This is a genomic window from Burkholderia sp. AU4i, from assembly GCF_000466765.1.
Lineage (GTDB): Bacteria > Pseudomonadota > Gammaproteobacteria > Burkholderiales > Burkholderiaceae > Burkholderia > Burkholderia cepacia.
In genome coordinates this window covers 80262-106966 of record NZ_ASSI01000045.1, presented here as the reverse complement: position 1 = coordinate 106966, position 26705 = coordinate 80262, and the positions used below count along the sequence as shown (strand labels likewise).

23 protein-coding genes are annotated in these 26705 nt (G+C 67.8%); 7 read left to right on the top strand and 16 right to left on the bottom strand.

Annotated features, from left to right (window positions below; genetic code table 11):
• Positions 1 to 10 precede the first annotated feature (10 nt).
• On the bottom strand, positions 11 to 2302 hold the full coding sequence (locus tag L810_RS10110) for a heavy metal translocating P-type ATPase (protein WP_042973973.1): 2292 nt from the start codon (positions 2300 to 2302) through the stop codon (positions 11 to 13).
• 228 nt (positions 2303 to 2530) lie between these two features.
• On the opposite strand from L810_RS10110, the gene L810_RS10105 reads away from it, so the two are divergent.
• Positions 2531 to 3148 (top strand): hypothetical protein, encoded by a 618-nt coding sequence (locus L810_RS10105; protein ID WP_021158299.1) that lies wholly within the window; start codon positions 2531 to 2533, stop codon positions 3146 to 3148.
• Positions 3149 to 3395: 247 nt separating this feature from the next.
• On the opposite strand, the gene hutC is transcribed toward L810_RS10105, so the two are convergent.
• The 10 genes from hutC to L810_RS10055 form a co-directional block, all read right to left on the bottom strand.
• Positions 3396 to 4151: a histidine utilization repressor gene (gene hutC / locus L810_RS10100; RefSeq protein WP_021158298.1), complete on the bottom strand. Its 756-nt coding sequence runs from the start codon at positions 4149 to 4151 to the stop codon at positions 3396 to 3398.
• A 64-nt stretch (positions 4152 to 4215) separates the two neighbouring features.
• The gene (locus tag L810_RS10095) at positions 4216 to 5709 is read right to left on the bottom strand and encodes an HAL/PAL/TAL family ammonia-lyase (RefSeq protein WP_021158297.1); all 1494 of its coding nucleotides are present in this window, start codon (positions 5707 to 5709) and stop codon (positions 4216 to 4218) included.
• A gap of 7 nt (positions 5710 to 5716) precedes the next feature.
• Entirely contained in the window at positions 5717 to 6508 is a 792-nt protein-coding gene (locus tag L810_RS10090; RefSeq protein WP_021158296.1) for an ABC transporter ATP-binding protein, read from the bottom strand.
• 27 nt (positions 6509 to 6535) lie between these two features.
• Positions 6536 to 7282 (bottom strand): ABC transporter permease, encoded by a 747-nt coding sequence (locus tag L810_RS10085; RefSeq protein WP_021158295.1) that lies wholly within the window; start codon positions 7280 to 7282, stop codon positions 6536 to 6538.
• A 12-nt stretch (positions 7283 to 7294) separates the two neighbouring features.
• Complete coding sequence (locus L810_RS10080) at positions 7295 to 8017, bottom strand: ABC transporter permease (protein ID WP_021158294.1); 723 nt, start codon at positions 8015 to 8017, stop codon at positions 7295 to 7297.
• Positions 8018 to 8109: 92 nt separating this feature from the next.
• Positions 8110 to 9000 carry a transporter substrate-binding domain-containing protein gene (locus tag L810_RS10075; protein ID WP_021158293.1) on the bottom strand — a complete coding sequence of 297 codons (891 nt, stop codon included), beginning with the start codon at positions 8998 to 9000 and terminating at the stop codon, positions 8110 to 8112.
• Positions 9001 to 9862: 862 nt separating this feature from the next.
• Positions 9863 to 10309: a DoxX family protein gene (locus tag L810_RS10070; protein WP_021158291.1), complete on the bottom strand. Its 447-nt coding sequence runs from the start codon at positions 10307 to 10309 to the stop codon at positions 9863 to 9865.
• A 1-nt stretch (position 10310) separates the two neighbouring features.
• Positions 10311 to 12203: an amidohydrolase gene (locus L810_RS10065; protein WP_021158290.1), complete on the bottom strand. Its 1893-nt coding sequence runs from the start codon at positions 12201 to 12203 to the stop codon at positions 10311 to 10313.
• 19 nt (positions 12204 to 12222) lie between these two features.
• Positions 12223 to 12390 carry a DUF1427 family protein gene (locus L810_RS10060; protein ID WP_009692709.1) on the bottom strand — a complete coding sequence of 56 codons (168 nt, stop codon included), beginning with the start codon at positions 12388 to 12390 and terminating at the stop codon, positions 12223 to 12225.
• 169 nt (positions 12391 to 12559) lie between these two features.
• Entirely contained in the window at positions 12560 to 13246 is a 687-nt protein-coding gene (locus L810_RS10055) for a hydrolase (RefSeq protein ID WP_021158289.1), read from the bottom strand.
• Positions 13247 to 13556: 310 nt separating this feature from the next.
• Here L810_RS10055 and L810_RS10050 point away from each other — a divergent pair, with 310 nt between their 5' ends.
• Positions 13557 to 13838: a XapX domain-containing protein gene (locus L810_RS10050; protein WP_021158288.1), complete on the top strand. Its 282-nt coding sequence runs from the start codon at positions 13557 to 13559 to the stop codon at positions 13836 to 13838.
• 115 nt (positions 13839 to 13953) lie between these two features.
• Positions 13954 to 14862 carry a LysR family transcriptional regulator gene (locus tag L810_RS10045; RefSeq protein ID WP_042973932.1) on the top strand — a complete coding sequence of 303 codons (909 nt, stop codon included), beginning with the start codon at positions 13954 to 13956 and terminating at the stop codon, positions 14860 to 14862.
• Positions 14863 to 14914: 52 nt separating this feature from the next.
• Here L810_RS10045 and L810_RS10040 read toward each other — a convergent pair whose 3' ends face one another.
• Together L810_RS10040 and L810_RS10035 are read right to left on the bottom strand one after the other, a co-directional pair.
• Complete coding sequence (locus L810_RS10040) at positions 14915 to 16378, bottom strand: mechanosensitive ion channel family protein (protein WP_042973968.1); 1464 nt, start codon at positions 16376 to 16378, stop codon at positions 14915 to 14917.
• 360 nt (positions 16379 to 16738) lie between these two features.
• The gene (locus L810_RS10035) at positions 16739 to 18529 is read right to left on the bottom strand and encodes a winged helix-turn-helix domain-containing protein (protein WP_021158284.1); all 1791 of its coding nucleotides are present in this window, start codon (positions 18527 to 18529) and stop codon (positions 16739 to 16741) included.
• A gap of 513 nt (positions 18530 to 19042) precedes the next feature.
• On the opposite strand from L810_RS10035, the gene L810_RS10030 reads away from it, so the two are divergent.
• Positions 19043 to 19684: an HD domain-containing protein gene (locus L810_RS10030; protein ID WP_021158283.1), complete on the top strand. Its 642-nt coding sequence runs from the start codon at positions 19043 to 19045 to the stop codon at positions 19682 to 19684.
• A gap of 52 nt (positions 19685 to 19736) precedes the next feature.
• Here the strand turns inward: L810_RS10030 and L810_RS10025 are convergent, their stop codons facing one another.
• Both L810_RS10025 and L810_RS10020 read right to left on the bottom strand, forming a co-directional pair.
• Positions 19737 to 20558, bottom strand: coding sequence for an alpha/beta fold hydrolase (locus L810_RS10025; protein ID WP_021158282.1), 822 nt, complete (start codon positions 20556 to 20558; stop codon positions 19737 to 19739).
• 70 nt (positions 20559 to 20628) lie between these two features.
• On the bottom strand, positions 20629 to 21054 hold the full coding sequence (locus L810_RS10020) for a DUF3331 domain-containing protein (RefSeq protein WP_021158281.1): 426 nt from the start codon (positions 21052 to 21054) through the stop codon (positions 20629 to 20631).
• Positions 21055 to 21610: 556 nt separating this feature from the next.
• Here L810_RS10020 and L810_RS10015 point away from each other — a divergent pair.
• Positions 21611 to 22432, top strand: coding sequence for an alpha/beta fold hydrolase (locus L810_RS10015; protein ID WP_042973930.1), 822 nt, complete (start codon positions 21611 to 21613; stop codon positions 22430 to 22432).
• Positions 22433 to 22576: 144 nt separating this feature from the next.
• Here L810_RS10015 and L810_RS10010 read toward each other — a convergent pair whose 3' ends face one another.
• Positions 22577 to 24154, bottom strand: a complete 1578-nt coding sequence (locus tag L810_RS10010; protein ID WP_021158278.1) for an MFS transporter — start codon at positions 24152 to 24154, stop codon at positions 22577 to 22579.
• Between the two features lie 83 nt (positions 24155 to 24237).
• On the opposite strand from L810_RS10010, the gene L810_RS10005 reads away from it, so the two are divergent.
• Together L810_RS10005 and L810_RS10000 are read left to right on the top strand one after the other, a co-directional pair.
• Entirely contained in the window at positions 24238 to 25284 is a 1047-nt protein-coding gene (locus L810_RS10005) for an HlyD family secretion protein (RefSeq protein ID WP_021158277.1), read from the top strand.
• Positions 25281 to 26705: an efflux transporter outer membrane subunit gene (locus L810_RS10000; RefSeq protein ID WP_021158276.1), complete on the top strand. Its 1425-nt coding sequence runs from the start codon at positions 25281 to 25283 to the stop codon at positions 26703 to 26705. The genes L810_RS10005 and L810_RS10000 overlap by 4 nt, the downstream gene beginning before the upstream one ends.

Genomic DNA, 26705 nt, shown 5'->3' with positions numbered 1-26705 from the left:
CGCTTCGTCGTCACGCATCCGCACCCACGGCGTGGAACAGCTCCTCCTCCTGGGCGCAATGCAGGCGCACGATCGCTTCGAGCCCGTACAGCAAGCGCTGTATCGCCTGCACCTGCATGGCGTTCGTTCCGTCACGCGGCAGGTCGGCGACCGTCTGCCGGAGCGATCGGATCATCCTGAAGATCTCCCGGTGTGCGCCGCTCATTGCCGCCAGTGGATCTTCGCCGCCGAGCAGCGGTGCAAGACGCGCGTAGACCTCCAGATCGTCGGCGCGTTCGTGCGGCAGCAGCCGTTGGTCGAGCGCATCGATGATGCCAGCCAGTTCGCCAGCGATGGCGCCCCCGGACAGTGTCGGCAAGCGATCCGCGAAATCCCTGATCTGGTCCAGCAACGGCAACAATGCCGTGTGCTCGCGCCTGAGTTGCTCGACGTCGATATCGGCCAGCCCGGCTCCCGTGGGCCTCGTGCGCACCAGCAACACGCGTAGCGCATTGACGATGACGACGACGTCGACGACTTCCTGAATCACCGCACCGGCAATCGGCGGCAGGAATCCCGCCGCCGCGATCGTCATCGCGACGACCGACAACGACATGCCGATCACCACGCTCTCGAGCGCGATCCGGCGCGATCGACGTGCGATACGCATCGCATCCACGAGTCGATCCAGCCGATCGACCAGCAAGACCACGTCGGCTGCTTCGGATGACGCGGCCGCTCCCCGCGCACCCATCGCGATGCCGACGTCGGCCGCGGCCAGCGCCGGTGCGTCGTTCACACCGTCGCCGACCATGATCGTCACGCCCTCCTGCCGGGCAGCCTGGATGGCGGCAAGCTTGTCCGCCGGCGTCTGCTCCGCGCGTACATCGGTGACGCCCAGCAGTTCGCCGACGGCCTCGGCAATGTCGTGCCGATCGCCGGTCAGCATGACGAGACGCTCGACGCCTTCACGTTTGAGCAACCGCAATGCCCGTGGTGTTTCCAGCCGCACCTGGTCGGCCATTTGAATCGCGCCGATCATGACGCCATCCACGCCGACGAATACGGCAGCCCCGCCCTCGCTGACGACTCGCGCCAGGAATGCGTCGCTCCACGGCGCAATCGTCGCGCACGCAGACACGTATTCGAACTTGCCGATTGCAACGGTCCGGTCGTCGACCCGGCCCGTCACGCCTTCGCCGGCTGTTTCGATGACGGCCGACGGCAGCGACAGATCGATGCGACGTTCACGCGCCGCGACCGTCAGCGCGTCCGAGATGATATGGCCCGATGCTTGGGCCAATGATGCTGCAAAATGCAGCACATCGTCCGCTGCGACGTCCGCGCCGCATTCGATCGCAACGATGCGCGCCCGTCCTCCCGTCAGCGTCCCGGTCTTGTCGAAGAACAGAATTGTCGCTTGCGCAAGACGCTCCAGCGCACCTCCGCCCTTGACCAGAATGCCGCGTTTCGAACAACGCGACATGCCGGATACGATGGCGACCGGCACGGCGAGGATCAACGGACACGGCGAGGCCACGACGAGCACGGCAAGCGCACGTGCGACGTCGCCGGTCAACAGCCACGCGATACCCGCGACGAGCAGCGATGCGAGCACGAAGAACGCTGCGTAGCGATCCGCGAGACGCACGGACGGGCTGCGCTCGCGTTGCGCACGCTCGACCATGCGAACGATGCCGGCAAACGTGCTGTCGCCCGCCGTCGCGCGGGCAACCATTTCGAACGGCGCGCCGGCGTTGACCACGCCGCTGCATGCGTTTTCCCCGGAACGGCGTCGCAGTGTGGACGATTCGCCCGTCAGCATGGACTCGTCCAGTTCCGCGTCGCCGGTCAATGTGCCGTCGACGGGCACGAACTCGCCGCTCCGCACCAGCAGCCTGTCGCCGGGGACAAGGGTGTCCGGCGCAACCGAGCGCCATTCCCCGTTCTCGAAACGGGTCGCCTGCCGGGGAGCGCGGCCGAGCAGTGCGCTCATCTCGCGTTGCGCGCGGTCCTGCGCATACCGCTCCAGCGTCCGCCCGCTCGCCAGCATCAACGCAATCACGGCCGCCGCAAGCGTTTCGTCGAGCACGACCGCCAGCGCGATCGCGAGCCACGCGAGCACGTCGATGCCGGCCTGTCGCCTCATCACGGCCTTGACCAGCGAGACCGTCAATGCGAGCAGGACCGGCAGCGTCCCCAGCAGCCAGGCGAATCGCGCGAGCGACGGCTGGCCGAACGCCACGCATACGCCGCCGCCGGCGAGCGTGGCGGCCGCCAGAATCAGCAACACGAGATCGATCGACCAGGGGACTCGGGACATGACCATTGCTCCGATCGTCGTGCATGGTGGTGTTCGCCGCATCCGGCTCCGGTTGCGGACGGCGTGGCATCAGTCTAGGAAGCGCCGTGCTTCGAGCATTGACATGGGTCAGGACGGCGTGCGTCCCGTGAACGACCGGCACGCCGCGTTGCTTGACGTGAGTCAAGCCATCGGCCCCTTTCCTCAGCAAAATCGAGCCGTAACACCGGATGGCCTGGAGTCGATATCGTGCTGACGCTGGCTGTACTCTTCGTACTGATTCTTCTGCTGAATCTCATGCCGGCGTTCGCGCCGCCCACGTGGATGGCGATGTCATGGGTCGGGTTCAACCTGCCCGACGGCAATCCGTTCGTCTTTGCCGTCGTGGCGGCCGGCGCGGCGACGACGGGCCGTGTCATCCTGGCGACCTTCGCGAGATCGCTCGTCCGCTCCCGCTGGGTGCGGGAATCCGACCGCGAGAATATCGACGTCGCCACGCGCTGGCTGCGACAGCACCGCACGCTCACCGCCGGCGCGTTCTTCTTCTACGCCTTGAGCCCGCTGCCGTCGAACTACCTCTTCATTGCATACGGGCTTTCCGGGTTGCCGCTCAGAATCATCGCGACGGCGTTCTTCATCGGCCGCGCAACGACCTATGCGATCTGGGCGCATCTCGGCCGCTTTGCGTCGACCCGACTGGACGTGGAATCGGAACTCGAAGGCACGTATCTCGGCGGCTACTTCGTCGTCACGCAACTGGTCCTGCTCGGCCTCGTGTTCGCGCTGATGAAGCTCGATTGGCGTGCGCTCGTCAACGAACGCCGGCTGACGTTCAGACGCGGCCATCATCCGCGCGGCTCCGATTGACACACGGCGCACGCGATCTTTCGATCGGGCGCATCGGCCAGCCGCTCCAAGAGCGCTACCCAGAGCGCCGTGACGTGGACGCGCGCGATCGCTTCAGGATGGCGGACCACAGTATCCCGCCTCTCACCAGCAGCAGGATCGCCGCGAGTGCGAGCGGCGCACCAGTTTCCAAGCGCTGATCACCCTCTTTGGTACCGGCCGTGCCCAACGCGCGGAAGGCGGACAGGCGGTCTGGCTGCGACTGCCCCTACACCCTCCCCGCCAAATGAAACCGCGAAGCCGGATGCCACAACCGCACCGACGTCGCGACCTGGTCACCGACCCAGGTCCGCCGCCGGAGCAACAAGCACGGCTCGCCGATTTCCATCACCAGATGCCGGCGCACCTGCGCATCGGGCTTCTGCGCATAGATCCGGAACTCCGCGCGCTGGATCGGCGCGAGCCGCACCATATAGTGATTCGGCGTCTCGACCGTGAAGTCCTGTTCCAGATACGCGGGAAACAGCGCCGGGTTCACGTAGCGATCCTCGAACTGGATCGGCTCGTCGTCCTCGTAATGCACGATACGCGAATGAAACACCGGCCCCGAGCGCAGCCCGAGCGCTTCGATCGCCTCCGTATCGTCGCTGCTTTCGAGCAGCAGCACGCGCCCGCTGTGCCGATGGCCTCGCTCCGCGATCTCGTCCGCGATGTTGCGGATTTCCAGCACCGTCGATTCGTAATGCCGCCGTTCGACGAACGTGCCCGCGCCCTGGATACGGGTCAGCACGCGCTCGGCGGTCAGCTCGCGCAGCGCGCGCGACACCGTCATCCGCGCGACGCCGAACTCCTTGACCAGTTCGGCTTCGGTCGGAATCGCCCCGCCGGGTTTCCAGTCGCCTTTCGCGATCCGCTCGACGACGTAACGCTTGATCTGCTGGTAGGCCGGCAGCGCGCGCGCCGGCACGTCGTCGCCCGACGCGACCGCCAGCCCGGCGGAAAGGTGTCGTCCCGTATGGTTCATGCGCCCTCGCCCGAATGATTGTTAGATATCCAGACAACCTGCCACCGCCCGCCGTCACCCGACGTCACAGCACCGGCGGCGGCATCCCTGCGACGATGCCGGTCGCGATCGCGATGTCGTCCGCGAGCGGCCGGTCGTCCTGGTACGCGGGCACGCGTTCGCGCACGTGCCGCCATAACGTATCGGTGGGTGCGGCCCGCGCCGCGCCGTTCGGCTGCAGATCGTATGCCTGCGCGGCCGCCAGCATCTCGATCGCGAGCACGCGCGTCGTGTTCTCGATGATGTCGAGTGCCTTCAGCGCCGCCGGTGTCGCATGGCACAGGTGATCTTCCTGCAGCCCCGACGTGATGCCGCCGTCGAGGCTCGCGGGCGCCGCGAGCCGCTGGTTCTGCGCGACGAGGGCGACCGCCGTGTACTGCGCGATCATGAAGCCGGAACACGTGCCGCCCGGCGTCGCGAGAAACGCCGGCAGCCCGCTGACGAGCGGATTGACGAGACGGTCGAGACGCCGTTCGGCGATCGCCGCGACCTGGGCCATCGCGGCCGCGAGGCTGTCCATCGCGAGCGCAATGCCGGCGCCGACCGCATGCGCCTGCGAATGGACGGCCGGTTCGTCGCGCGTGCCGGCGACGATCGGGTTGTCGGTGACGGACGCGAGTTCGCGATCCACCACTTCCGCCGTCACGGCGAACACGTCGCGTGCCGCGCCGTGCACATGCGGAATCGTGCGCAGGCTGAGCGGATCCTGCGTATGCCGGCCGCTCGCCGCGCCGAGCATCCCGCTGTCGGCGAGCAGCGCGCGCAGCCGTGCGCCGACCTGCCCGATGCCGGGCGAAACGCGTAGCGCGAGCGATGCCGGATCGAAGGAGGCCAGCTGTCCGCCGAGGTTCTCGAAGCTCATCGCCGCGACCCAGTCGGCCCAGTCGAGCAGCCGCTCCGCGCGGGCGAGCGCGAGCGCGGCCAGCCCCGTCACGCACGGCGTGCCGTTGACGAGGCTCAGCCCCTCCTTCGCACCGAGCACCAGTGGCTCGCGGCCGATGCGGCGCAACGCTTCGTCGCCGCGCATCCGCTCGCCGCGATGGCGCGCATGGCCGTGACCGATGCAGACGAGCGCGACGTGCGCCATATGCGTCAGATAGCCGACCGACCCGTGCGCCGGCACCTCCGGCAGGCAATCGTGTTCGAGCAGCGCGACGAGCTGGTCGACGACATCGGCGCGCACGCCGGAATGCCCGTGTGCGTAATTGTTGATCGCCGCCGCGATGATCGCGCGCGTTTCCGCCGCGCCGAGCGGCGCGCCGACGCCGACCGCGTGGCTCATCAGGATGTTGCGCGACAGCGTGCTCTGCTGCGCCGGCGACACGATCACGTTGCACAGCGCGCCGACGCCGGTGTTGACGCCGTACGCGCGGATGCCGCGCGCGACGATTTCATCGACGAGCCCGCGTGCCGCGGCGACGCGCACGCGCGCTTCGTCCGTGAGCGCCAGCGGTTCGCCGGCGGCCACCTCCGCGATCTGCCGCCAGTCGAGCGGCCTTGCCGAACGGAATACGGTCATGACGGCCTCAGTTCGCGGCGCGGTCGTGATGGCTCGACACGAACTGCCGGAAGCGCTCCGAGCACTGGCCGCCGAACAGGTCGCCGGGCGTGCCGTCCGAGTCGACCTCGCCCTGATGCAGGAACATCACGCGATTCGACACGTGGCGTGCGAAACCCATTTCATGCGTGACGACCAGCATCGTGCGCCCTTCCTCGGCGAGCGAACGCATCACGCGCAGCACCTCGCCGACCAGTTCCGGATCGAGCGCCGACGTCGGTTCGTCGAACAGCATCACCTTCGGATGCATCGCGAGCGCACGGGCGATCGCGACGCGCTGCTGCTGGCCGCCCGACAGGTGCGCCGGATAATAGCCGCGCTTGTCCGCGAGGCCGACGCGCGCGAGGAGCGCCTCGGCTTCCTCGACCGCTTCGGCGCGACTGCGCTTCTGCACGCGCAGCGGGCCTTCGACGAGGTTGTCGAGCACCGTCATGTGCGACCACAGGTTGAAGTTCTGGAACACCATCCCGAGCTGCGAGCGGATCCGGTCGACCTGGCGCCGGTCGCCCGGCTGCAGCTTGCCGTCGCGCGCGCGCTTCATCTTCAGTTCCTCGCCGGCGAGCGCGACAGTGCCGTCGTCGGGCGTTTCGAGCAGGTTCAGGCAGCGCAGGAACGTGCTCTTGCCCGAGCCGCTCGCGCCGAGGATCGAGATCACGTCGCCTTCGTGCGCGTCGAGCGAAATGCCCTTCAGCACGTGGTGATCGCCGAACGACTTGTGGATGTTCCTGACCGACAGGGCAACGGGAGCAGCGGTGTTCATCGGATTCTCCTGGAAGGATGGATGCGCTCAGGACGCGACGCGCCGGGCGTCACGCGCGGCCGCGGCCGGCGTGCCGGTCTGCTTCGGCGCGCGCAGGTGGCCCGACAGCCGCCATTCGAGCGCGCCGAGCACGCGCACGACAATGAAGTTCAGGCCCAGGTAGATGAGGGCCGCGCACACGAACACCTCGGTCGTCCGGTAGGTCTGTTGAATGATCTGCTGCGCGACGCCCGTCACTTCCCACACGGTGACGAGGCTCGCCAGCGCGGTCGACTTGACGAGCAGCACGGCTTCGGTCGAATACGCGGGCAGGCACTGGCGCAGCGCGATCGGGCCGATCACGCGACGCAGCAGCGCGAAGCCCGACAGGCCGATCGAATAACCGGCCTCGATCTGCCCGACCGGCACGGCCATCAAGCCGCCGCGCAAGATTTCGGCCGTATAACCGGCCGTGCACAGCGCGAGGGACAGCACCGCGCACACATACGGTTCGCGCAGCAGCGGCCACATGAAGCTCTCGCGGATCACGCCGAACTGGCCGAGCCCGTAGTACACGAGGAACATCTGGATCAGCAGCGGCGAGCCGCGAAACACGAGGATGTACGCACGCGCGAAGCGGTTCGGCAGCCAGTGCGGCGACACGCGCATGGTGACGATCACGAGCGACAGCAGGCCGCCGAGCACGAGCGATGCGAAGAACAGGCCGAGCGTGGTCGGCACGGCCGCGAGCAGCTGGCGCAGCGTGTCGAGGAGAAAGTCGAAATCGATGGACATGCGATCGCTCCGTCAGTTGCGTGCGAAATTGCGGCGGAACGAGCGGCCGACGATCGCTTCCGCCCGGTTGAACACGCGGTTCGACAGGCCCGTCATCACGAGATAAAGCGCCCCGCCCGCGACGAAGAACACGAAATACTGGTGCGTCGAGTTCGCGGCGATCTGGCTGGTGCGCAGCAGCTCGGCGAGCCCGGTGACCGAGATCAGCGCGGAGTCCTTGAGGCTCAGTTGCCACACGTTGCCGATGCCGGGCAGCGCGAAGCGCAGCACCTGCGGAATCAGGATGCGGCGCAGCACCATGCTTCGCGGCATGCCGATCGAGCGCGCCGCTTCGAGCTCGCCCTTCGACACGGCCAGCACGGCCGCGCGATACACCTCGGCCTGGTACGCGCCCGAGATCATCCCGACCGCCAGCGCGCCGATCACGAACGGCGGCACGCCGATGAAGCCTTCCGCGCCGAACCACTGGCCGACGGTCGTGACGAGCGTCGAGCCGCCGAAATAGAACAGGTAGATCACGAGCAGTTCGGGCACGCCGCGAAACACGGTCGTGTAGAGGTCGCCGAGCACGCGCGCGCTGCGGTGGCGTGACAGTTTCGCGGCTGCGATGCCGGCGCCGATCACGGCACCGACCGCGAGCGCGGCGAGCGTCAGCGCGATCGTCATCAGCGCCGCGAGCAGCAGGACGCCGCCCCAGCCTTCGGTTCCGAAGCCCAGCATTTCAAGGATGGCCATGCGTGCCTCCCGGCAAGCGTTGAGTGGATCGGCGGGATGCGCGCCGCTGCGCGACCGTCGGGTCGCTCATGCAGCGGCGGCCGCGCGTGTGCTTACGGCGTGACGTCCGTCTTGAACCACTTGTCGGCGAGTTTCTTCACGGTGCCGTCCGCGAGTGCCGCGCCGATCGCCGCGTCGAACTTCGTCTTCAGGTCGGCATCCTGCTTGCGGAACGCGAGGCCCTCGCCCGGCCCCCAGATCGGACCGCCGAGCTTCGGGCCCGCGAGCACGATCGACGCGTTCTCCTTCTTCCCGGTGTTCGCCGCGTAATACGTGACGTCGTCGAACGATGCGTCGATGCGACCGGCGACGAGGTCGAGATCGCGCTCGGGCGACGTCTTGTATACGCGGATCGACGCGATGTCCTTGAAGCCGTCGTTGATGAACTTCGTATAGACGGTGCCCGACTGGATGCCGATCGTCTTGCCCTTCAATTGCTTGCGCAGCGCATCGACGGTTGCCTTGTCCACATTCGCGTCACCGGTCAGCTTGACGATCGGCGCGCCGGGCGCGGCCTTCGGCAGGATCTTCGTATCGGTGACGGCGAACGTCGCCGGCGTGGCCGCATACGGACGCGAGAACAGCAGGATCTTCTCGCGCTCCGGCGTGATCGAGATCGCATCCATCAGGATGTCGAACTTGCCGGCCTGCAGGCCCGGAATCATCCCGTCCCAGTCCTGCGCGACCATGTTGCACTGGACCTTGATCCGCTCGCACACGTTGGCGAGCAGCTCCGGTTCGAAGCCGCCGAGCTTGCCGCCCGGCAGCGTGAGGTTCCACGGCGCGTAGCCGCCTTCGAGCGCCACCGTCACCGTCTTCCATTCCTTTGCCTGCACAGGCGCGGCGAGGGTTGCCGCAGCCGCCGCGATCGCGCCGATCGTCCTGATTGCCCACTTGATGCGCTTGCCGTTCACGAGATTTCTCCTTGCGTTGAAGTTCGTCATCCCTTCGGTCTGCAAGACGCCTCAGGAATTTGTCTATACAAGCATGCAAGAAGAAAAACGGCCGGACAAGCGTTGATCAAAAAAAACCGCGTAAACGCGGGAAATCCCCTAAATACAGGGCTCTGGCGCGCCTCTTCGCGGGGAATTCAGGCACGGATTTGGTGCAGGATGGATGGACAAATCGCAAGGATGACTAGACAAATTTTGAATTCGATCACTCGACGCGTGCCGCGCGACATGCGGCGGCGGGCAACTCGACGTCGCGCAAATCGGGGCGCTGACCGGAACGCCGGTTCATGCTCGATCGATTGTTTCGGGCGCGGGTTTGGCCGGGATCGATGGGCCGTGGCGCCGCTTGCGCTGCCGGTCATCAGGAAGGCAGGCCTGGATCGTGGCCGCGTGCGCAGCCTGCAACGGGATCGGTGCGGCCGATGGGCCGGTGTTTGGATGGGGGGCGTGCCCGGTTGCTGACGTCAGTGCCGGATGCACGACGTTTCCCACATATTGGCAAGGACCGAAATCGCGCGGCACGGCGTGAAGACGAGCCGGGAAATGGTCTGACCATACGTCGGGCGTCACCGGGAACACGCCCCTGCTTCGACTTGCTGCCACGGTACGCGGCGACGAAGCTGTCGGTGAAACGGTCGAATTCCCCGGGCGGGTGGGCGACGCGTACACATGCGCCGCGTCGTCGTGCGGCCCGACCGCTAGCGGCGGCGCCGGCATAGCGACGGGTTTCGGCCATGCCGCGAACGCCGTGCGTGCGGCGCAGAAGCCCGCCACCATCGGCGCCGGGCATGTCGAGCGAGCGTGCTTCGTGACCACCGCTCCTTCCCGTTGCAATCGTCTGGAGAACAGACGATCAGCCTCGACCGCCCCCTTCCCCGCTTCGCACGTCGCCGAGCATCGTGACGAGGACGAGCGCGGCGATCAGCCCGAGATGCTCGAAGAAGCTGTTGAGCGCCATGAAATGCGCGGCGCCCGTCTGGTTCCAGAAGTCGTTCGCCACCGCCATCGCGACGAGCGTCAGCATGCCGAGGCCGCCGGCGCCGAGCCACGTGAAGCGGCGAAACACGATGCACAGCGAACCGCCGATCTCGACGACGACCGCCAGTGCAGCCCACAACGCGGGCGGGTGCAAACCGAAATGCGCCTGCTCCGCGATTGCTGCATCGAAGTGCATCGCCTTGTTGACCCCGCCGATCAGAAAGGCGGACACGAGTGCAAGTCGAACCAGCGCGCCGATCCACGGCTGCGCGAGCAGCGCACGGATCCACGCGGGGCTGTACCGGCCGGTTGTCGTCGACATGTCAGACCGCCCAGCAGGAACAGCCGAACGCGCCCCAGAAGCCCTTCGCGTCCGACGTCGGCAATGCGCTGCCCCACGCGCTCGCGTGCGCATGCTGGTGCACGTTGCACGCATTCGCGCAACCGCACATCGCGGCCGCCGCCGCCGCGCGTTGCAGCGGTGCGCCGCTGCGCTGCGTCGCGCCCCAGCCGCCGTAACCGCCGTACTCGCGCACCGGCGACCAGTCCGGCATCGCGGGCGGAATCGGCGCGTCATGCGACGCGAACGGGCCCGCGCCCCACACGATCCGGCCGCCGACCACCGTCAGCAATGCGGTCGTGCCCGCGATGTCGTCCTCCGCGCACGCGAAGAAGTCGCGATCCGGCACGACCACGTCGGCCAGCTGCCCGACCGCGATCCGCCCTTTCTTGCCGACCTCGTTCGAGAACCACGTCACGTATTCGGTCCACATGCGCAGCGCGGTCTCGCGGTCGAGCAGGTTGCGCTGCGGATACATGCGCAGCCCGCCGATCGTCTTGCCCGTCACGAGCCACGACAGCGATACCCACGGGTTGTACGACGCCACGCGCGTCGCGTCGGTGCCGGCCGACACCTTGAGGCCCTTCGACAGCATCTTCGCGACCGGCGGCGTCGCTTCGGCCGCCTGCGCGCCGTAGCGCTCGACGAAGTATTCGCCCTGGTACGCCATCCGGTGCTGCACCGCGATGCCGCCGCCCAGCGCCGCGATACGATCCATCGATTTTTCGGTGATGGTTTCCGCGTGATCGAAGAACCAGTTCAGCTCTTCGAGCGGGATGTCCTTGTTCACCTTCTCGAACACGTCGAGCGCGCGGCTGATCGTTTCGTCGTACGTCGCATGCATGCGCCACGGCCAGCGGTTCTGCGCGAGCACGCGCACGACGCCCTCGAGATCGTCTTCCATCTGCGCCGGCAGGTCCGGCCGCGCGACGCGGAAGTCCTCGAAGTCGGCCGCCGAGAACACCAGCATTTCGCCCGCGCCGTTGTTGCGGAAGTAGTCGGTGCCGTCGTGATACTTCGTGCTCTTGGTCCAGTTCACGAAGTCTTCCTTCTCGGCGTTCGGCTTCTGCGTGAACAGGTTGTACGCGATCCGGATCGTCATCTCGCCCGCGTCGTGCAGCTTGCGGATCACCTCGTAATCGTCCGGATAGTTCTGCGAACCGCCGCCCGCGTCGATCACGCCGGTCACGCCGAGACGGTTCAGTTCGCGCATGAAGTGGCGCGTCGAGTTGTACTGGTATTCGAACGGCAGCTTCGGCCCCTTCGCGAGCGTCGCGTACAGGATCGTCGCGTTCGGGTTCGCGAGCAGCAGCCCGGTCGGGTTGCCCGCGGCATCGCGCAGGATCGTGCCGCCCGGCGGCTCCGGCGTGTCCTTCGTGTAGCCGACCACGCGCAGCGCGGCCGCGTTCAGCAGCGCGCGATCGTACAGGTGCAGGATGAACACCGGCGTATCGGGCGCGGCCGCGTTGAGTTCGTCGATCGTCGGCAGGCGCTTCTCGGCGAACTGGTGCTCGGTGAAGCCGCCGACCACGCGCACCCATTGCGGCGCGGGCGTGATCGCCACCTGCCGCTTGAGCATGTCCATTGCAAGCGCGAGCGACGGCACGCCGTCCCAACGCAGTTCCATGTTGTAGTTCAGGCCGCCGCGAATCACGTGGCAGTGGTTGTCGATCAGGCCCGGCAGCGCGGCGCGGCCCCCGAGATCGACGACCTTCGTCGCGCGGCCCGCGAGCGGCATCACGTCCGCGTCGTGGCCGACCGCGGCGAAGCGGCCGTCCTTGATTGCGACGGCGGTCGCGACGGGGTTCGCGCGGTCGAGGGTCGTGAACCTTCCGTTGTGAAGGATCAGATCCGGTTGGGACTCGGTTGCGGTCATGTGCGTCACCTCGTATCGATCAGAAGCCAAAAAGCTGTTTGACGGCGGGAATGGCCTGCACGCCGATCACCATGCCGAGCAACCCGACAAGGGCAATCAGCGGCGGCGCCGGAGAACGGACCTTGATCGCGCTGTAGATCACGCCGATCAGCAAACCCGCGCCAAGGGAAACCAGATAAGGTTCCATACGATCAATGTCCCGGTCAGGTTGAAATGCAGGCTCTACGTCCTGGAAAACAGGCGCGGGCGACGTCCGTGAAGCAGTCACGGCAGCCGCCCGCGTTTTTCATGGAGCCGATGGCGCGTATTCGTGCAGGACACGCGGCATCGGCACGGGCAGTCGCAACTGCCCGCGATTACTTCGCCGGAACCGGCGGAATCGACTCGTGCGGCGTCGCCGTGCGCGGTGCAGCCTTGTGGACCATCGTGTACGCGTAGTCGACACCCATCCCGTACGCGCCCGAGTGTTCCTTCGCGATCGCCATCACCGCGTCATAGGTCTCGCGGTGCGCCCAGTCGCGCTGCCATTCGAGCAGCACCTGCTGCCAGGTCACCGGCACGACGCCGGCCTGTACCATCCGCTGCATCGCGAAGTCGTGCGCGTCCTTCGACGTGCCGCCCGACGCATCGGCGACCATGTAGATCTCGTAGTCGCCTTCGAGCATTGCGCAGAGCGCGAACGTCGTATTGCAGACTTCCGTCCACAGGCCCGACACGACCACCTTCTTGCGGCCGTTCGCGGCCAGCGCGTCGCGCACCTTCTGGTCGTCCCACGAGTTCATCGACGTACGTTCGAGCGTCTTCTGGTTCGGGAACACGTCGAGCAGTTCGGGATAGGTATGGCCCGAAAAGCTGTCGCTCTCGACCGTCGTGATCGTGGTCGGGATGTTGAACACCTTCGCGGCCTTCGCGAGCCCGACGACGTTGTTCTTCAGTACCTGGCGATCGATCGACTGCACGCCGAACGCCATCTGCGGCTGCTGGTCGATGAAGATGATCTGGCTGTTGTGGGGAGTGAGTACTTCAAGCTTCGGATTGCTCATGGCGGTCATATCCTTTGACGCGGGAAAAGAGAGAGCCAGCCTCACCGGCCAACCGGGAGGCGCCCACTGCGCTGTGACGGGAGGTTCGCGTACCAGCCGGTGTCATTCAACACGCGAATTCATCGTAGCGCCAATTAATCGACCTGATTAATAAAAACCCTAAATTCAGGTCTTAAAAGATCTTAAAAGCCCCGAATTAAATACGCGCCTCCGGAGCAGACCTGCTACGCTCCGAATTGATTTTCCGATCATCGACCGGTCGGTATTTATCCGTATTTTTCACACGGTTGTCATTTCCCTTATCCGAATCATGACGTCCTATATCGCATCGTTATTGGCCGGCATTCTCGCGGGTGCCGTCTACGCGTTGATCGGTGTTGCATCGCCGGCGCCGCCCACCGTCGCATTGGCCGGCCTGCTGGGCATCCTCGCCGGCGAACAGATCCTGCCGGTCGCCCGCCGCATGCTGTCCGGGATCCAGCTGAAAACCGCGTGGAGCGACGCGAAGTGCGGCCAGCACATGTTCGGCACGCTGCCCGGTGCGCAGGCCACCCGGGCCGCCGCGAAGAAAGGGCCGTCGACACCGGCCTGACGCGCGCCGATCGAGGGCGTCTGGATCGCGTACGCGGCGGAATTGTCGTGAACCGTGTTGGAGCCGGGCGTGCTTGGCGATAACATGACAGCCCGATGCCCCCGTGGAATTCATCATGAAGCTGTCATTCGAAGCGCTCGAGGCACTGGACGCGATCGACCGCACCGGCACGTTCGCCGAAGCCGCCGAGCTGCTGCACCGCGTACCGTCCGCGCTGACCTATCTCGTGCAGAAGCTCGAAAGCGATCTCGGCGTCGCGCTGTTCGACCGCAGCGGACGCCGCGCAAAGCTCACGCACGCGGGACGTGTGGTCGTCGAGGAAGGCCGCCGGCTCCTGCACGCGGCCGAGCAGCTCGAACTGAAAGCGCAGCGCGCGCAACAAGGCTGGGAAACCGAGGTGCGCATCTGCATCGACGAGATCCTGCCCTTCGAGGCATTGTGGCCGTACGTGCATGCGTTCTACGGGCTCGAGATGAACACGCGGCTGCGCCTGTCCACCGAAGTCCTCGGCGGCACGTGGGATGCGCTGATTTCGCGGCGCGCGGATCTCGTCGTCGGCGCGGCGGGCGAGCCGCCTGAACTGCCGGACATCGTCGCGCGGCCGATCGGCTCGCTCCGGCACGTGTTCGCCATCGCGCCCACCCATCCGCTCGCGGCATTGCCCGAACCGCTGTCGATGGCGTCCGTCGTCGAGTATCGCGGCGCCGTGATCAGCGATACGTCGCGCGAGCTGCAGCCGCGCTCGGTCGCGATCGATGCCGGGCAACCGTATCTCGCGGTCCCCACCCTCGCCGCGAAACTGGCCGCGCAGTGCGAAGGGCTCGCGGTGGGCACGCTCCCGGATTGCATCGCGGCACGCGCGATCGCGCAGGGCAAGCTCGTCGCGCGCGAGGTGACCGGCATGCGCGACACGACGCAGTGCTATATCGCATGGCGCGGCGACGAAGCCGGACGCGCGCTGCACTGGTGGGTCGACCAGCTCGCTCAACCCGATCTCGTCGACCGGTTTACCGCGCTCGTGTGATTCCACCGCCCGCGGCTTGCGTTGGCCCCCGGCCGCAGGCAACTGCCCCGCATCAGCCGAACGAATCGTGCAGGCGCTTCATCTCCTTCTCGAGCCACTCGATCAGGTTGAACGACGCGTGCGCACTCGCGGCCGGCGGGATCATCATCTTCTCCTCGGTCGCGATGTGTTCGGACAGCGATTCGCACATCAGCCGCCCGAGTTCGGGCTTGCGCGCGATCAGCGGCGACAGGTCGCCGCTGCTCAGTTGAAACGCCTTCACCGTCGTCACCGCATGGACGCTCGCGTGCAGTTGCGTGCCGGCCAGCACGACGGACTGGCCGATCGCGTCGCCCGGCGCCATCCGCCGGACCTCGATGTCCCCCGCCGCGCCCGGCACGAACACCGACGCGACACCGGCCCCGACGATCGTCAGCAGACGCGTATCGGCATTCGATGCATAGATCACGTCCCCTTTGTGGAACACGCGTGACGCGAGCGCATCGGCGAGCACCGCCAGATCGTCGTCGCCGAGCTGCCGGAAGAGTTCGACCGCGCGCAGCAGCCGTTGCCCGCGCGACACCGGCCGGTGCGCAGCGGCCGTCCCGCCCAGCGGGCGCAACGCGATGTCCGCGGCGGCCAGATGCCGGTGGGCCAGGTCGTAGAGCTGGTTGCGCACGGCGATCTTCTTCTGCAGCGCATCGACGTAGCAGACGAGTTCGTATTCGACGGAATTGGTACGGAACGCCTTGACGACCGCAACCGGTGCGGGACGGGGCAGCACGTCCAGCGAGCTGGCGGCGGCGCGGTCGAGCGCATCGACGACGATGGCCGGCCGCACTTCCGGATCGATCTCGATCGTCAACGTCACGCCGTGCACGTTCTCGGGTTCGCTCAGGTTGACGATCGTCGTCTTCGCCGCCGTGCTGTTCGGCACGACGACCAGGTTGCCGAGGCCGTCGATCAGCTTGGTCGCGCGCCAGTTGCTTTCGACGATCCGCCCTTCCAGCTCGCCGATGGCCACCGTGTCGCCGAGCCGGAACGGCTGGGTGGTATTCAGCACGAGGCCGGAGAACACGTCGTTCAGCGTGTTCTGGACGGCCAGCCCGAGGATCACGGCCACCGCTCCCGACGTCGCGACCAGCCCGCTCAGCGGCAGGCCCAGCACGTAGCCGAGCGCGGCCACCGCGGCCGCACCGAACACGGCGCCGGCGGCGATGTCGTGAAACAGCCGCTGGGTGCGCCATGCGCGCGGCAGCAGCAGATGGTCGAGCATCAGGCTGAACACGAGCGCGCACTGCAGCCACCACGCGACGCCGATCACCTGGATCGCCAGCCGGTCGAGCCGGTCGGGCGACGGCGGCACCGCGAGCGGGCTCACGCCGGTCGCGAACAGCACATAGGTCAGCGCGGCGAACGACGCGCAGCGCCCTATCGCCTTCGCCGTCGAACGGCCGGGCCCGAGCAACCGCCATGCGACGAGATCGACAATGACGATCGGTGCGCCGTAAGCGACCGTGGCGGAAAGGTTCAGCATGAGGGCGCGGGCGGCAAGCGTGACACACGACGCGCGCGGAAGCCGCGCACGCACATCGCCCACGGCCCGATCCGGTGTGTAGCCGCGGGCGGCGAATCGTGGCGCGAAAGGTCGGGCTGGACAGGTTTCATGCGGTAGTCGTTCGATGACGCGCGAAGCCGCCGCGGCGGCACGTGTGGCGGCCGCCGCGCCACACCGGCATGCAGCGGCGCCGTGACCGCGCGACGCTGCAGCGCGAGCCGGTGGCCTGCCCGCCTGCCCGCGCATCGTCGACGGTCCGTGCGTCCAATGTAGACGCACCGGCCGGCCCGGTCATGTGTTCAACCTGAAACGTTCTGAAGCCGCGACGGCCGCGCGCCGCTACGATTCGCGCGGCAGCTCGCTCTCGCCCGTGTCGAGCCCGAGCGCGTGCACGACCGACCACGCGTCGTCCGCGACCTGCGTCGACCCGGCGGTATGGGCAAGCGCGGCCGCATACGCGGCGAGCAGACGCACGCGCGCGTCGTCGCGCGTGCGCGTCTCGTCCATGTCGCGCATCGAATCGAGCGCCGCGCGCGCGCGTTCGCGACATTCGTCGACCAGCGACAGGTCGAACAGGCACGGCACCGCCACGGCCGCCAGCGCGATGCCGATCTCCGCATCGCCGTTCGGCGAAAACGCCCAGTCGAGCGCCGCGCGCAGGTTGCCGAGCTCGCGCCGGATCACGTCGAGCCGCGATTCGCCGAGCGTCCCGCCGTCGTCTACCGGCGCGAGCCGGAACAGCGCATGGAAGTAGTTCGCGTGGGCGCGGGCGGCGGCCGCGCACTCGCCGTTGTTCTCGAGCTGCTGCAGCGCGTACGCACGCGTCGTCGTCAGCAGACGGTAACGCGGTGCGCCGTGCGCGCTTTCGAGACTCAGCAGCGACTTCGACACGAGGCCGGCGATCGTGTCGAGCAGGTCCGCATCGGCCAGCCGCGTGGCGCCGACGATCTCACGCACCGCGTCGATCGAGAAGGTGCCGCGGAATACGCCGAGCCATCGCAACAGCAGGCGCTCCGCATCGCCGAGCAGGCGGTAGCTCCAGTCGTACATCGCCTGCAGCGTCTGATGACGCGGCAACGCCGTGCGAAACCCGCCGGTCAGCAACCGGAAATGGTCGTCGAGATGCGCGGCCAGCACGTCGATGCCGAGCACGGCCGCGCGGGCCGCGGCCAGTTCGATCGCGAGCGGCAGGCCGTCGAGGCGGCGGCACACCGATGCCATCAGCGACACGCTGCGTTCGTCGAGCGGGAAACGCGGATCGGCGGCCTGCACACGCGCCGAGAACAGCTGCACCGCGCTCGCACCCAGCGTTTCCGCATCGTCGGCACCTTCGCGCGGCACCTCGAGCGGCGGGATCGGACACAGCCGCTCGCCCTGGATACGCAACGCCTCGCGGCTGGTCGCGAGGACGCGCAAGCCGGCGTCGGATTCGGTCAGCGCGCTCGCGATCCGCGCGGCCGCGTCGAGCAGATGCTCGCAATTGTCCAGCACCAGCAACATCCGGCGGTTCGCGACGCTGGCCAGCACCGCCTCGAGCGTCAGCGATCCGGCGGGCTGCGCGATGCCGAGCGCAGCCGCCAGCGCGTCGGGCACGAATTGCGGAGCGGCGACCGTGGCCAGCGACACGAACGCGGCGCCGTCCGGAAAACGGGCTTCGGCGCGCATGGCCGCCTCGAGCGCAAGCCGCGTCTTGCCGATGCCGCCCGCCCCGACCAGCGTCACGACGCGCGCGGTGTCGAGCGCCGCCAGCACCTCGGCGACGGTCTGCTCGCGGCCGACGAGCGCGGTCGGCGCGGCCGTCAGCCGCGACGTCACGGCGCGCACGGGGGGCGCGACGTCGGTCCGGCCGCCGACCAGCCGATAACCGCGCCCCGGCACCGTCACGATCAGGTTGCGATCGTCGGCGAGCGCCTTGCGCAACGCGGCAATGTGCACCTGCAGGTTGTTTTCCTCCACGACGGTGTGCGGCCACACGCGCTGCATGATCTCGTCTTTCGAGACCAGGGCGCCGTTCGCCCGAATCAGGAGTTCGAGAATTTCGAATGCGCGACTGCCGATACGCAGCAGTTTGCCGTTCGAGCGAATTTCACGCCTGTCAAGAAATACGTGTAGCGTTCCAATTCGGATCATGAGAATTTTCAATCGATAGCGTGCATCGATGCCCTGTCAAAAATGACATCGACTGGATGCTCATGCTACGGCATTTGCCCCTTGCAATGATTCAAATTATCAGAAGCTACTGAGCAAATTTTTTGAATCGATGAAAGCCGCGATTTTCCCGGCGCCTCCGCGTGGGGCGACGCTGCCCCTGTGCGGCGCGGCATTTCGCGCCCACTGCATGCGAAACAGTGATTCACCCATGAACCTGTTTCGTAGGATAAAAGCTGCGATTTGCCGGAGTTAATTTCTTCGACTCATCAATTAAAAATAGCCGCGCGCCGGATTGGCGGATCGGACCGGGTAAAAAAGACATGCTGGATGTGGCGTAACCGTGGTGTAACCGATTTCCCGGGCGGCGGTCGGTCGGATTTTCCGTTCATAACGATTCAGGCGCCGCTCAGGACATTCAGCGGCGCGGCGCGCAACGATGGATCGATGGCGCCAGCGTCGAGCGACTTTCACCACGCCGCGAGGAACACGACCATGGGCAACCGTATCGCCGGCATCAGGATTCCCGACGCCCCGCTCGCACGGGACGCCGCCGACACCGTACGCGCGTGCGAACCGGAACTGCTGTTCCGGCACGCGATGCGCGTGTTCGCGTTTGCATCGATCATCGGGCTGCGTCGCGGCATCGTGTTCAACGCCGAGCTGCTGTATGTCGCCGCGCTGTTCCATCACTTCGGCTTGACGGAGCGCTACCGGCATTCGCGCCGGCGCTTCGAGATCGACGGCGCGAATGCGGCGCACGCATTCCTCGGAGGATACGGCGTCGCCGCCGACGACGCAGCGGAGGTCTGGCGCGCGATCGCGCTGCATGCGACGTTCGGGATCCACCCGTACATGACGCCGTTGACGGCGCTGCTCGGCGCCGGCGTCGAGACCGACCTCTTCGCGCATCACTTCGACGAGGTGAGCCCGTCCGAACGCGACGCGATCGTGCATGCATGGCCGCGCGGCCCTTGCTTCAAGGATTTGTTTCTCGAGGCGCTCGCCGCGGGCACCGCGCACCGCCCCGCTGCCGCGTTCGGCAACGTGTCCGCCGACGTGCTCGAGCGTTGCGACCCGGACTATCGCCGGACGAATTTCTGCGGGCTGGTGCTCGGGTCGAAATGGGCGGAGTGAGCCGGCCGTCCGGCCGGGCCCGTGCGGCCGCGTCACCGCCGCCACCGCCGGATCATGCGCGCGCGAACGCCAGCAGTTCGTCGTTCAGGCGTTGCGCATGCGTCAGGTACAACGCGTGCGGGCCGCCCTCGTAGATGCTCAGCGTCGCGTGCGGCACGCGCCGCGCCGTGACGGCGCCCGTGAGCGCGAGCGGTGCCGTCTGGTCGTCGTCGCCGTGAATCACGAGCGTCGGCACGTCGAACTTGTCGAGATCCGCACGGAAATCGGTTTCGGAAAACGCGCCGACGCAGTCGAGCGTCCCCTTCAACCCGGCCTGCAGCGCCATGAACGACGTCCAGTCGAGCGCGGCGCGCGAGATCGTCGAAGCGGCCCGGTTCGACCCGGTGAACAGCGGCCAGAATTGCTCGAGGAACGCCGCGCGATCGGCCACGATACCCGCGCGAATCCCGTCGAACACGGCGACGTCGACACCGTCCGGATGATCGTCGCGCCGCGCGACCAGCGGCGTCACCGAGCCGACCAGCACGGCTTTCGCGATGTGCCGCGTGCCGTGCCGGCCGATGTAGCGGGCCACCTCGCCGCCGCCCATCGAGAAGCCGACGAGCGTCACGTCGCGCAGCCCGAGCGTATCGATCAGCGTCGCGAGATCGTCCGCCAGCGTGTCGTAGTCGTATCCGGTCCACGGCTGGCCGGAGCGGCCGAAGCCGCGCCGGTCGTAGGCGATGCAGCGCAGGCCGTTCGACGCAAGGTGATGCATCTGGACGTCCCACATATCCGCGTTCAGCGGCCAGCCGTGAATGAACACGACCGGGCGCCCGGCGCCCCAGTCCTTGTAGTGAATCGACACGCCGTCGCGGGTCGTGAACGTGCTCATACGGATTCCTCAGTGGTGAAAAAGCGGCGCGCACCGGCGTCGGCCGGCGGACCGGGTGCCGCGTCAGTCATCACGACCGGGACAGCCGGCCGATGAACCGGTCCATCTCGGTCGCGAGGATCACTTCCCGGTAGTTCGCGGGACGCTTGGCCCCGCGCCATTGCGGCTTGTAGATCGCGTCGCCCGGACGAATCGTCGTGCCGGTCAGCGCGCAGCGCGCGAGTGCGCGCGACTTCGCGCTGATCCAGCGCTGCTCGTCGTAGCGGCAGCGCGTCGGGTCGCTCCACGACACCAGGACCGACGAATCGGTCTGTCGCTCGGCGGCGATGATCGCGCAACGACGGCGCACGCCGCCGCTCGATGCGGCCGATGCATCGTTGCAATGACGGCGGCGCGCGGTGTCCGGGTCGCGCACAAGCGACGGCGCGCAATGGCGTGCGGCCGGCGACGGGTCGAGCAGCGTCATCACGTGCTCCCAGCGATCGAATGCGTCCATGGCAGATCCAGGCAGGTGAGGCGGGCCGGATGCCTCGCACCCGCCCGCTACGCGATCGTCATCCGCCGCGCGAGCCGGCACCGGCCCGCAACGGGATGACCTGACGCTGACGATAGCGGGCCGCCGCTGAAGAGTCTTGATGCGAGACTTAATTTTTCTGGCCGGCGCGCGCAGGCGTCGCGCGGCGTGCACCACATACGGGCTTCACGAAAATTCAGCGCGATTTCAGTACAGCCCGCATGGCCGCGGGATAGGCTCCTGTCGGCTTTCGTTCACGGCGTTCGCGCGCCGGCCTGCGCGCGACCTCTCGAACACATGCCGGCTGCCCGCGGGATTGCCGCCTGCGGGCAGATCCGAACCCACCATCCAACGCGGCATCGTTGTACCGCACGTTCAAGGAGACTTCATGCGTCCCGCAGATACCGACGCCCTTCCCTCGGCACGCCGCCGAGACATGCTGCTCGCCGGCGCGACCGCCGTTGCAGCCGCCGCGCTGCCGGCAGCCGCCGCGGCTGCCCCCAAACACGCCGCTTCCACCCATCCAGGAACCCACACGATGAACACGATCACCACGAAAGACGGTACGCAGATTTACTTCAAGGACTGGGGCAGCGGCCGCCCGGTCGTGTTCTCGCACGGCTGGCCGCTGTGCGCCGACGCGTGGGATTCGCAGATGCTGTTCCTGGTGCAGCACGGCTTCCGTGTGATCGCGCACGACCGCCGCGGTCACGGCCGCTCGAGCCAGCCGTCGCAGGGCAACGACATGGACACGTATGCCGACGATCTCGCCGCGCTGATGAACGCGCTCGACCTGCACGAAGCCACGCTCGTCGGCCACTCCACCGGCGGCGGTGAAGTCGCGCACTACATCGGCCGGCACGGCACGAAACGCGTCGCGAAGGCCGTGCTGATCGGCGCCGTACCGCCGCAGATGGTGAAGTCGGCGACCAATCCCGGCGGCCTGCCGATGGACGTGTTCGACGGGATCCGCAAGAACGTCGCGGAAAACCGCTCGCAGTTCTACAAGGATCTCGCGGTGCCGTTCTTCGGCTTCAACCGGCCGCAGGCAAAGGTGTCGCAAGGCACGATCGATGCGTTCTGGGCCCAGGGCATGATGGGTGGCGTGCACGGCCAGTACCTGTGCGTGAAGGAATTCTCCGAGGTCGACTACACGGAAGACCTGAAGAAGATCGACGTGCCGACGCTGATCCTGCACGGCGACGACGACCAGATCGTGCCGATCGACGATTCGGCCCGGCTGTCCGCGAAGATCGTGAAGCACGCGGAACTCAAGGTGATCCCGGGCGGCTCGCACGGCATGTGCGTCGTCGATGCCGCACGGATCAATGCCGAACTGCTCGCATTCCTGAAGGCGTAAGCCGCGCGACACGGCGCGCCGGACGTCATGCTGTCATGCCGTCACACCGGCGCGCCCTTCAGCATTTTTCAGGAATTTTCAGGCCGTCGCGATTCCGCATGCCGCATGCGCCATCGCCGGGATCGCCGCTGCTGCGGCGGGCGCTCACGGCGTACGCGCCGGCCTGAGCAGCAAGCCGATCAGCGCGCCCGCGATCGCGAACGCCATCGCCACCCGGAAGTTGTCGGCCAGCGCGAGCGTGGTCGCCTGGACGCGAACCGCGCGGTCGAGCAGCGCGTAAGTCGCCTGGTCGCCTGCCGCGAACGTCGCGCCGTGTGCGACCAGCGACGCCGCGCCGGCCCGCAGCCGCTCAAGCGTTTGCGGATCCGACAGCGTGACATGCAGACCGACGAGATTCGAATGGGTAGCCTCCATGATGCGCTGGATCACCGCGATCGACGTCGTGCCGAGCTGCCCGCTCAGCAGGCGCGTCGTCTGCACGACCGCGCCGAACGTCAGCGCGTGCTCGGCCGTCACGTGCTTGCCGAAAAAGAAGATCACCGACGTGAGCGCCATCGTCTGGCCCAGTGCCTGCAGCAGCTGCGACGGGATGAAATCGGGTTCGGCCCATACGGGCGTGAGGCGCGCGCCGAGTGCGAACGCGAACGCCACCATCACGAAGCCGGTGACGATCAGCCGGCGCGGATCGACGCGTTGCAGCAGCCATGCGACGCATGGCGCGAACAGCAGCTGCGGGATCGCGATCCAGCGCAGCGTGTCGCCGATCTGCAGCGGGCGCAGCCCGTAGGTGCTCGCGAGAAACGCCGATGGAATGAAGCTCGTGTTGAGCACGGTGAAGCGCACGAGGCCGACCAGCACGATCAGCCATGCGACGTTGGGCAGCGCGAGGTAGCCGAGATCGAGCCCGGCGCTGCGCGACGCCAGCTCGTGGATCAGGAACGCGGCCACCATCACGATGCCGACACACAGCAACGTGACGATCAGCGGCGACTGGAACCAGAACAGCCGTTCGCCCTGGTCGAGCGCGACGCACAGGCACGCGAACCCGCCGGCGCCGAGCACCATGCCGCGCGTGTCGATCCCGGACGCGAAGCGCTTGATTGGTTCGTTGGACAGCGACAGCATCAGGCACACGATGAACGGCACGGTCAGCAGCGCGTTCTGCCAGAACAGCCAGCGCCAGCTCAGGTGTTCGCTGTACCACCCTTCGAGCGTCGCCGACAGGTTCAGCGACATCTCGAGGTTCATCGCATACGCGGCGATGCCGAACGGAATGAGCCGCGGCGGCAGCGTGCGGACGACGAACCCGACGGTCAACGGCACGAACACGCCGGATGCGAAACCGGCTACGCTCTGGAGTGCGATGAACGTGCCGAAGTCCGTGCACAGCGGCAGCATGCTTTCGACGGCCAGGAATGCCGCGGCGCCCGCCAGCAGCACGCGGCGCGTGCCGAACACGAAGGCCGCCGCGATCGCGAGCGGCCCGACGAACATCTGCGACGCGGTGAAGGCGGTGTTGATCCATGCGCCCTCGTCGAAGCCGACGCCGAGCGCGCCGCGTACGTCGGCGAGCCCGAGCGACGTGATGCGCGAGGTCAGCGTCGAGATGATCGCGCCGAGCAGCACGGCCGCGATCGCGGCGATGGAACGAAACGTCGGTATGTCGGTGGCCGGCGCGGCCGGCCCCGGTGTCGCGCCACCGGGGGCGAACGTGGTATTCATCGTCGTGCGGCTCCCGTATTTGAGGCTCGCGCAAGCATAGCGCGATGTGAAGAAACCTGTCCGTTCGATGGAGTTACCCGATCGTGAGCACGAACCCGACGAACCCGACCGACGCGTCGAGCCCGCCGCCCGCCTCCCCCGCGCGTTCGCGCAGATGGCCGATCGTGCTGATCGCCGGCGCCGCGCTGTTGCTCGTCGCGCTGCTGGTCTACGAATACGACGCGCATGAACGCGGCACCGACGACGCATACGTGACGGGCCACCTGCACGTGATCTCGCCGCGCGTGGCCGGCACCGTCGAGCGCGTGCTGGTGGACGACAACCAGTTCGTGCATGCGGGCGACCCGCTCGTGCGGCTCGACCCGCGCGATTTCGACGTGCGCGTCGCGCTGCAGCGTGCGCGCGTCGCGCAGGCGCGCGCCGATGCGATGCGCGCGAAGGCGCTGGTCGAGCAGGCCGACGCGACGCTCGTGTCCGCGCACGCCGACGCCGAGAAGGCCGAACTCGACTACGCACGGGCGCGCGAGCTGACCCGCGAAACACCGCGCGGGTTGTCGCAACAGGAATTCGATGCGGCCAACGCGGCGCGCAAGTCCGCGCGTGCCCGCATCGACGCGGCGCAAGCGCAGCAGCGCAGCGCGCAGGCCGCATGGCAGGCGGCCGACGCGGTGTCGCACCAGGGCGACGCCGACTTGCGCGATGCGGAGTTGCAACTGCAGTACACGACGGTCGTCGCGCCGTCGGACGGCCGCGTCGGGAAGAAGACCGTCGAGACCGGCGAGCACGTCGCGCCGGGCCAGGCGCTGCTCACGCTGGTCGAACCGCACCCGTGGGTCGTCGCGAACTTCCGCGAAACGCAGCTCAAGCACGTGCGCGCCGGCGATGCGGTGCGGCTGCGTTTCGACGCGCTGCCGGACCTGACCTTCAACGGGCACGTCGACAGCCTGTCGCCCGCGACCGGCGGGCAGTTCGCGCTGCTGCCGCCCGACAACGCGACCGGCAACTTCACGAAGGTCACGCAGCGGGTGCCGGTCAAGATCCTGCTCGACGGGCAGGCGTCGACCGAGCCGCGCATCCGGCCCGGCCTGTCGGTCGTCGTCACGCTGCAAGCCGGCCGGGAACAGCCATGAGCCGCCTCGCCGCGCTGCTCGCCGCCGGCCTGCTGGGCGCCTGCACGATCGCGCCGCAGCCGCTCGCGCCCGTCCCGGTCGGCACCGACCGGTTCCGCCACGCGGATGCGCCCGGCGAACCGGCCCCGTCGCTCGCCGGATGGCCCGCGTCGTTCGGCGATGCGCCGCTCGTCGCGCTCGTCGACGCGGCGCTCGCCGGCAACTTCGACATCCGTGCGGCCGCCGCGCGCGTCGACCAGGCGCAGGCGCTGCTCGGCGTGCGCGAAGCCGCGCTTTCCCCCACCGTCGGCGTCGATCCGTCGTTCAACCGTTCGCGTGTGTCCGGCACGGTCGACAATGCGTTGCCGAAGCGGCTGATGCACAACTGGTCGGTGCCGTTCAACGCGAGCTATGAAGTCGATCTGTGGGGCCGCCTGCGCGGCGACGCGGAGATCGGCAGGCAGAACGTGCTGCAGGCCGACGCCGATCGCGCGGCCGTGCGGCTGCGCGTCGCGACCGAGGTCGCGAGCGACTACCTGACGCTGCATTTCGTCGAGGAGGATCTGGCGACGCTCGCCCGCGCGATCGAGCTGCGCCGCACCGCGCTCGACGTGATCGCCGCGCGCGTGCGGGCCGGCGCGGCAAGCGATCTCGACGCGCTGCGCGCGGCGGCCGATCTCGATACCGCGCGCGCCGATCTCGCGGACAGCCGGCGGCTGCGCGAAAACCTCATCGATGCGCTCGCGGTGTTGACCGGCGTGTCGCCGACCAGCTTCACGGTCGCGCCGACCGCCGCCGCGATTCGCGTGCCGGCGGTGCCACCCGGCCTGCCGTCCGTGCTGCTCGCGCAACGGCCGGACGTCTATGCGGCGGCGCGCCGTGTCGATGCGGCATCGCTCGAAACCGGCGTTGCCCGCACCGCATGGCTGCCGACGCTGACGCTGACGGCCCAGGGCGGGTTCGCGAGCCGCGACCTCGGCTCGTTTCTCGAGCGCAACAGCTCGCTGTGGGGCCTCGGGGCGAGCGTGGCCGAAACGCTGTTCGACGGCGGCAAGCGCGACGCCGCGGTAGCCGCCGCGACGGCCGGCACGGCGCTCGCCGACGCGAACTATCGAGCGACCGCGCTGGGCGCGCTGCGCGAGGTGCAGGACGCGCTCAACGACATCGCCGCGCAGAACGAGCGGATCGTGCGCTACGACAGCGCGGCGCGCTCGACCGAAGCGGCCGCGCGGCTGTCGCTGAGCCGCTATGCACATGGCTACGTCAGCTATCTCGAGGTCATCGACGCGGATCGAGACGCATTGAACGCGCAACGCCAGCTGATCCACAGCCGCCAGGCGCTCGCGATTGCGACGGTCGATCTGGTGCGCGCGCTGGGCGGCGGGTGGACGCCGCCCTCCGTCGCACCGCAAAACGTCGCGCAACGCGACGACCGGCTCTGA

What these genes read in the sequence shown, in the direction of transcription:
- L810_RS10110 (WP_042973973.1), bottom strand. Translation starts at nt 2,302, where the DNA reads ATGTCCCGAGTCCCCTGGTCGATCGATCTCGTGTTGCTGATTCTGGCG.
- hutC (WP_021158298.1), bottom strand. Translation starts at nt 4,151, where the DNA reads ATGAACCATACGGGACGACACCTTTCCGCCGGGCTGGCGGTCGCGTCG.
- L810_RS10095 (WP_021158297.1), bottom strand. Translation starts at nt 5,709, where the DNA reads ATGACCGTATTCCGTTCGGCAAGGCCGCTCGACTGGCGGCAGATCGCG.
- L810_RS10090 (WP_021158296.1), bottom strand. Translation starts at nt 6,508, where the DNA reads ATGAACACCGCTGCTCCCGTTGCCCTGTCGGTCAGGAACATCCACAAG.
- L810_RS10085 (WP_021158295.1), bottom strand. Translation starts at nt 7,282, where the DNA reads ATGTCCATCGATTTCGACTTTCTCCTCGACACGCTGCGCCAGCTGCTC.
- L810_RS10080 (WP_021158294.1), bottom strand. Translation starts at nt 8,017, where the DNA reads ATGGCCATCCTTGAAATGCTGGGCTTCGGAACCGAAGGCTGGGGCGGC.
- L810_RS10075 (WP_021158293.1), bottom strand. Translation starts at nt 9,000, where the DNA reads ATGACGAACTTCAACGCAAGGAGAAATCTCGTGAACGGCAAGCGCATC.
- L810_RS10070 (WP_021158291.1), bottom strand. Translation starts at nt 10,309, where the DNA reads ATGTCGACGACAACCGGCCGGTACAGCCCCGCGTGGATCCGTGCGCTG.
- L810_RS10065 (WP_021158290.1), bottom strand. Translation starts at nt 12,203, where the DNA reads ATGACCGCAACCGAGTCCCAACCGGATCTGATCCTTCACAACGGAAGG.
- L810_RS10060 (WP_009692709.1), bottom strand. Translation starts at nt 12,390, where the DNA reads ATGGAACCTTATCTGGTTTCCCTTGGCGCGGGTTTGCTGATCGGCGTG.
- L810_RS10055 (WP_021158289.1), bottom strand. Translation starts at nt 13,246, where the DNA reads ATGAGCAATCCGAAGCTTGAAGTACTCACTCCCCACAACAGCCAGATC.
- L810_RS10050 (WP_021158288.1), top strand. Translation starts at nt 13,557, where the DNA reads ATGACGTCCTATATCGCATCGTTATTGGCCGGCATTCTCGCGGGTGCC.
- L810_RS10045 (WP_042973932.1), top strand. Translation starts at nt 13,954, where the DNA reads ATGAAGCTGTCATTCGAAGCGCTCGAGGCACTGGACGCGATCGACCGC.
- L810_RS10040 (WP_042973968.1), bottom strand. Translation starts at nt 16,378, where the DNA reads ATGCTGAACCTTTCCGCCACGGTCGCTTACGGCGCACCGATCGTCATT.
- L810_RS10035 (WP_021158284.1), bottom strand. Translation starts at nt 18,529, where the DNA reads ATGATCCGAATTGGAACGCTACACGTATTTCTTGACAGGCGTGAAATT.
- L810_RS10030 (WP_021158283.1), top strand. Translation starts at nt 19,043, where the DNA reads ATGGGCAACCGTATCGCCGGCATCAGGATTCCCGACGCCCCGCTCGCA.
- L810_RS10025 (WP_021158282.1), bottom strand. Translation starts at nt 20,558, where the DNA reads ATGAGCACGTTCACGACCCGCGACGGCGTGTCGATTCACTACAAGGAC.
- L810_RS10020 (WP_021158281.1), bottom strand. Translation starts at nt 21,054, where the DNA reads ATGGACGCATTCGATCGCTGGGAGCACGTGATGACGCTGCTCGACCCG.
- L810_RS10015 (WP_042973930.1), top strand. Translation starts at nt 21,611, where the DNA reads ATGAACACGATCACCACGAAAGACGGTACGCAGATTTACTTCAAGGAC.
- L810_RS10010 (WP_021158278.1), bottom strand. Translation starts at nt 24,154, where the DNA reads ATGAATACCACGTTCGCCCCCGGTGGCGCGACACCGGGGCCGGCCGCG.
- L810_RS10000 (WP_021158276.1), top strand. Translation starts at nt 25,281, where the DNA reads ATGAGCCGCCTCGCCGCGCTGCTCGCCGCCGGCCTGCTGGGCGCCTGC.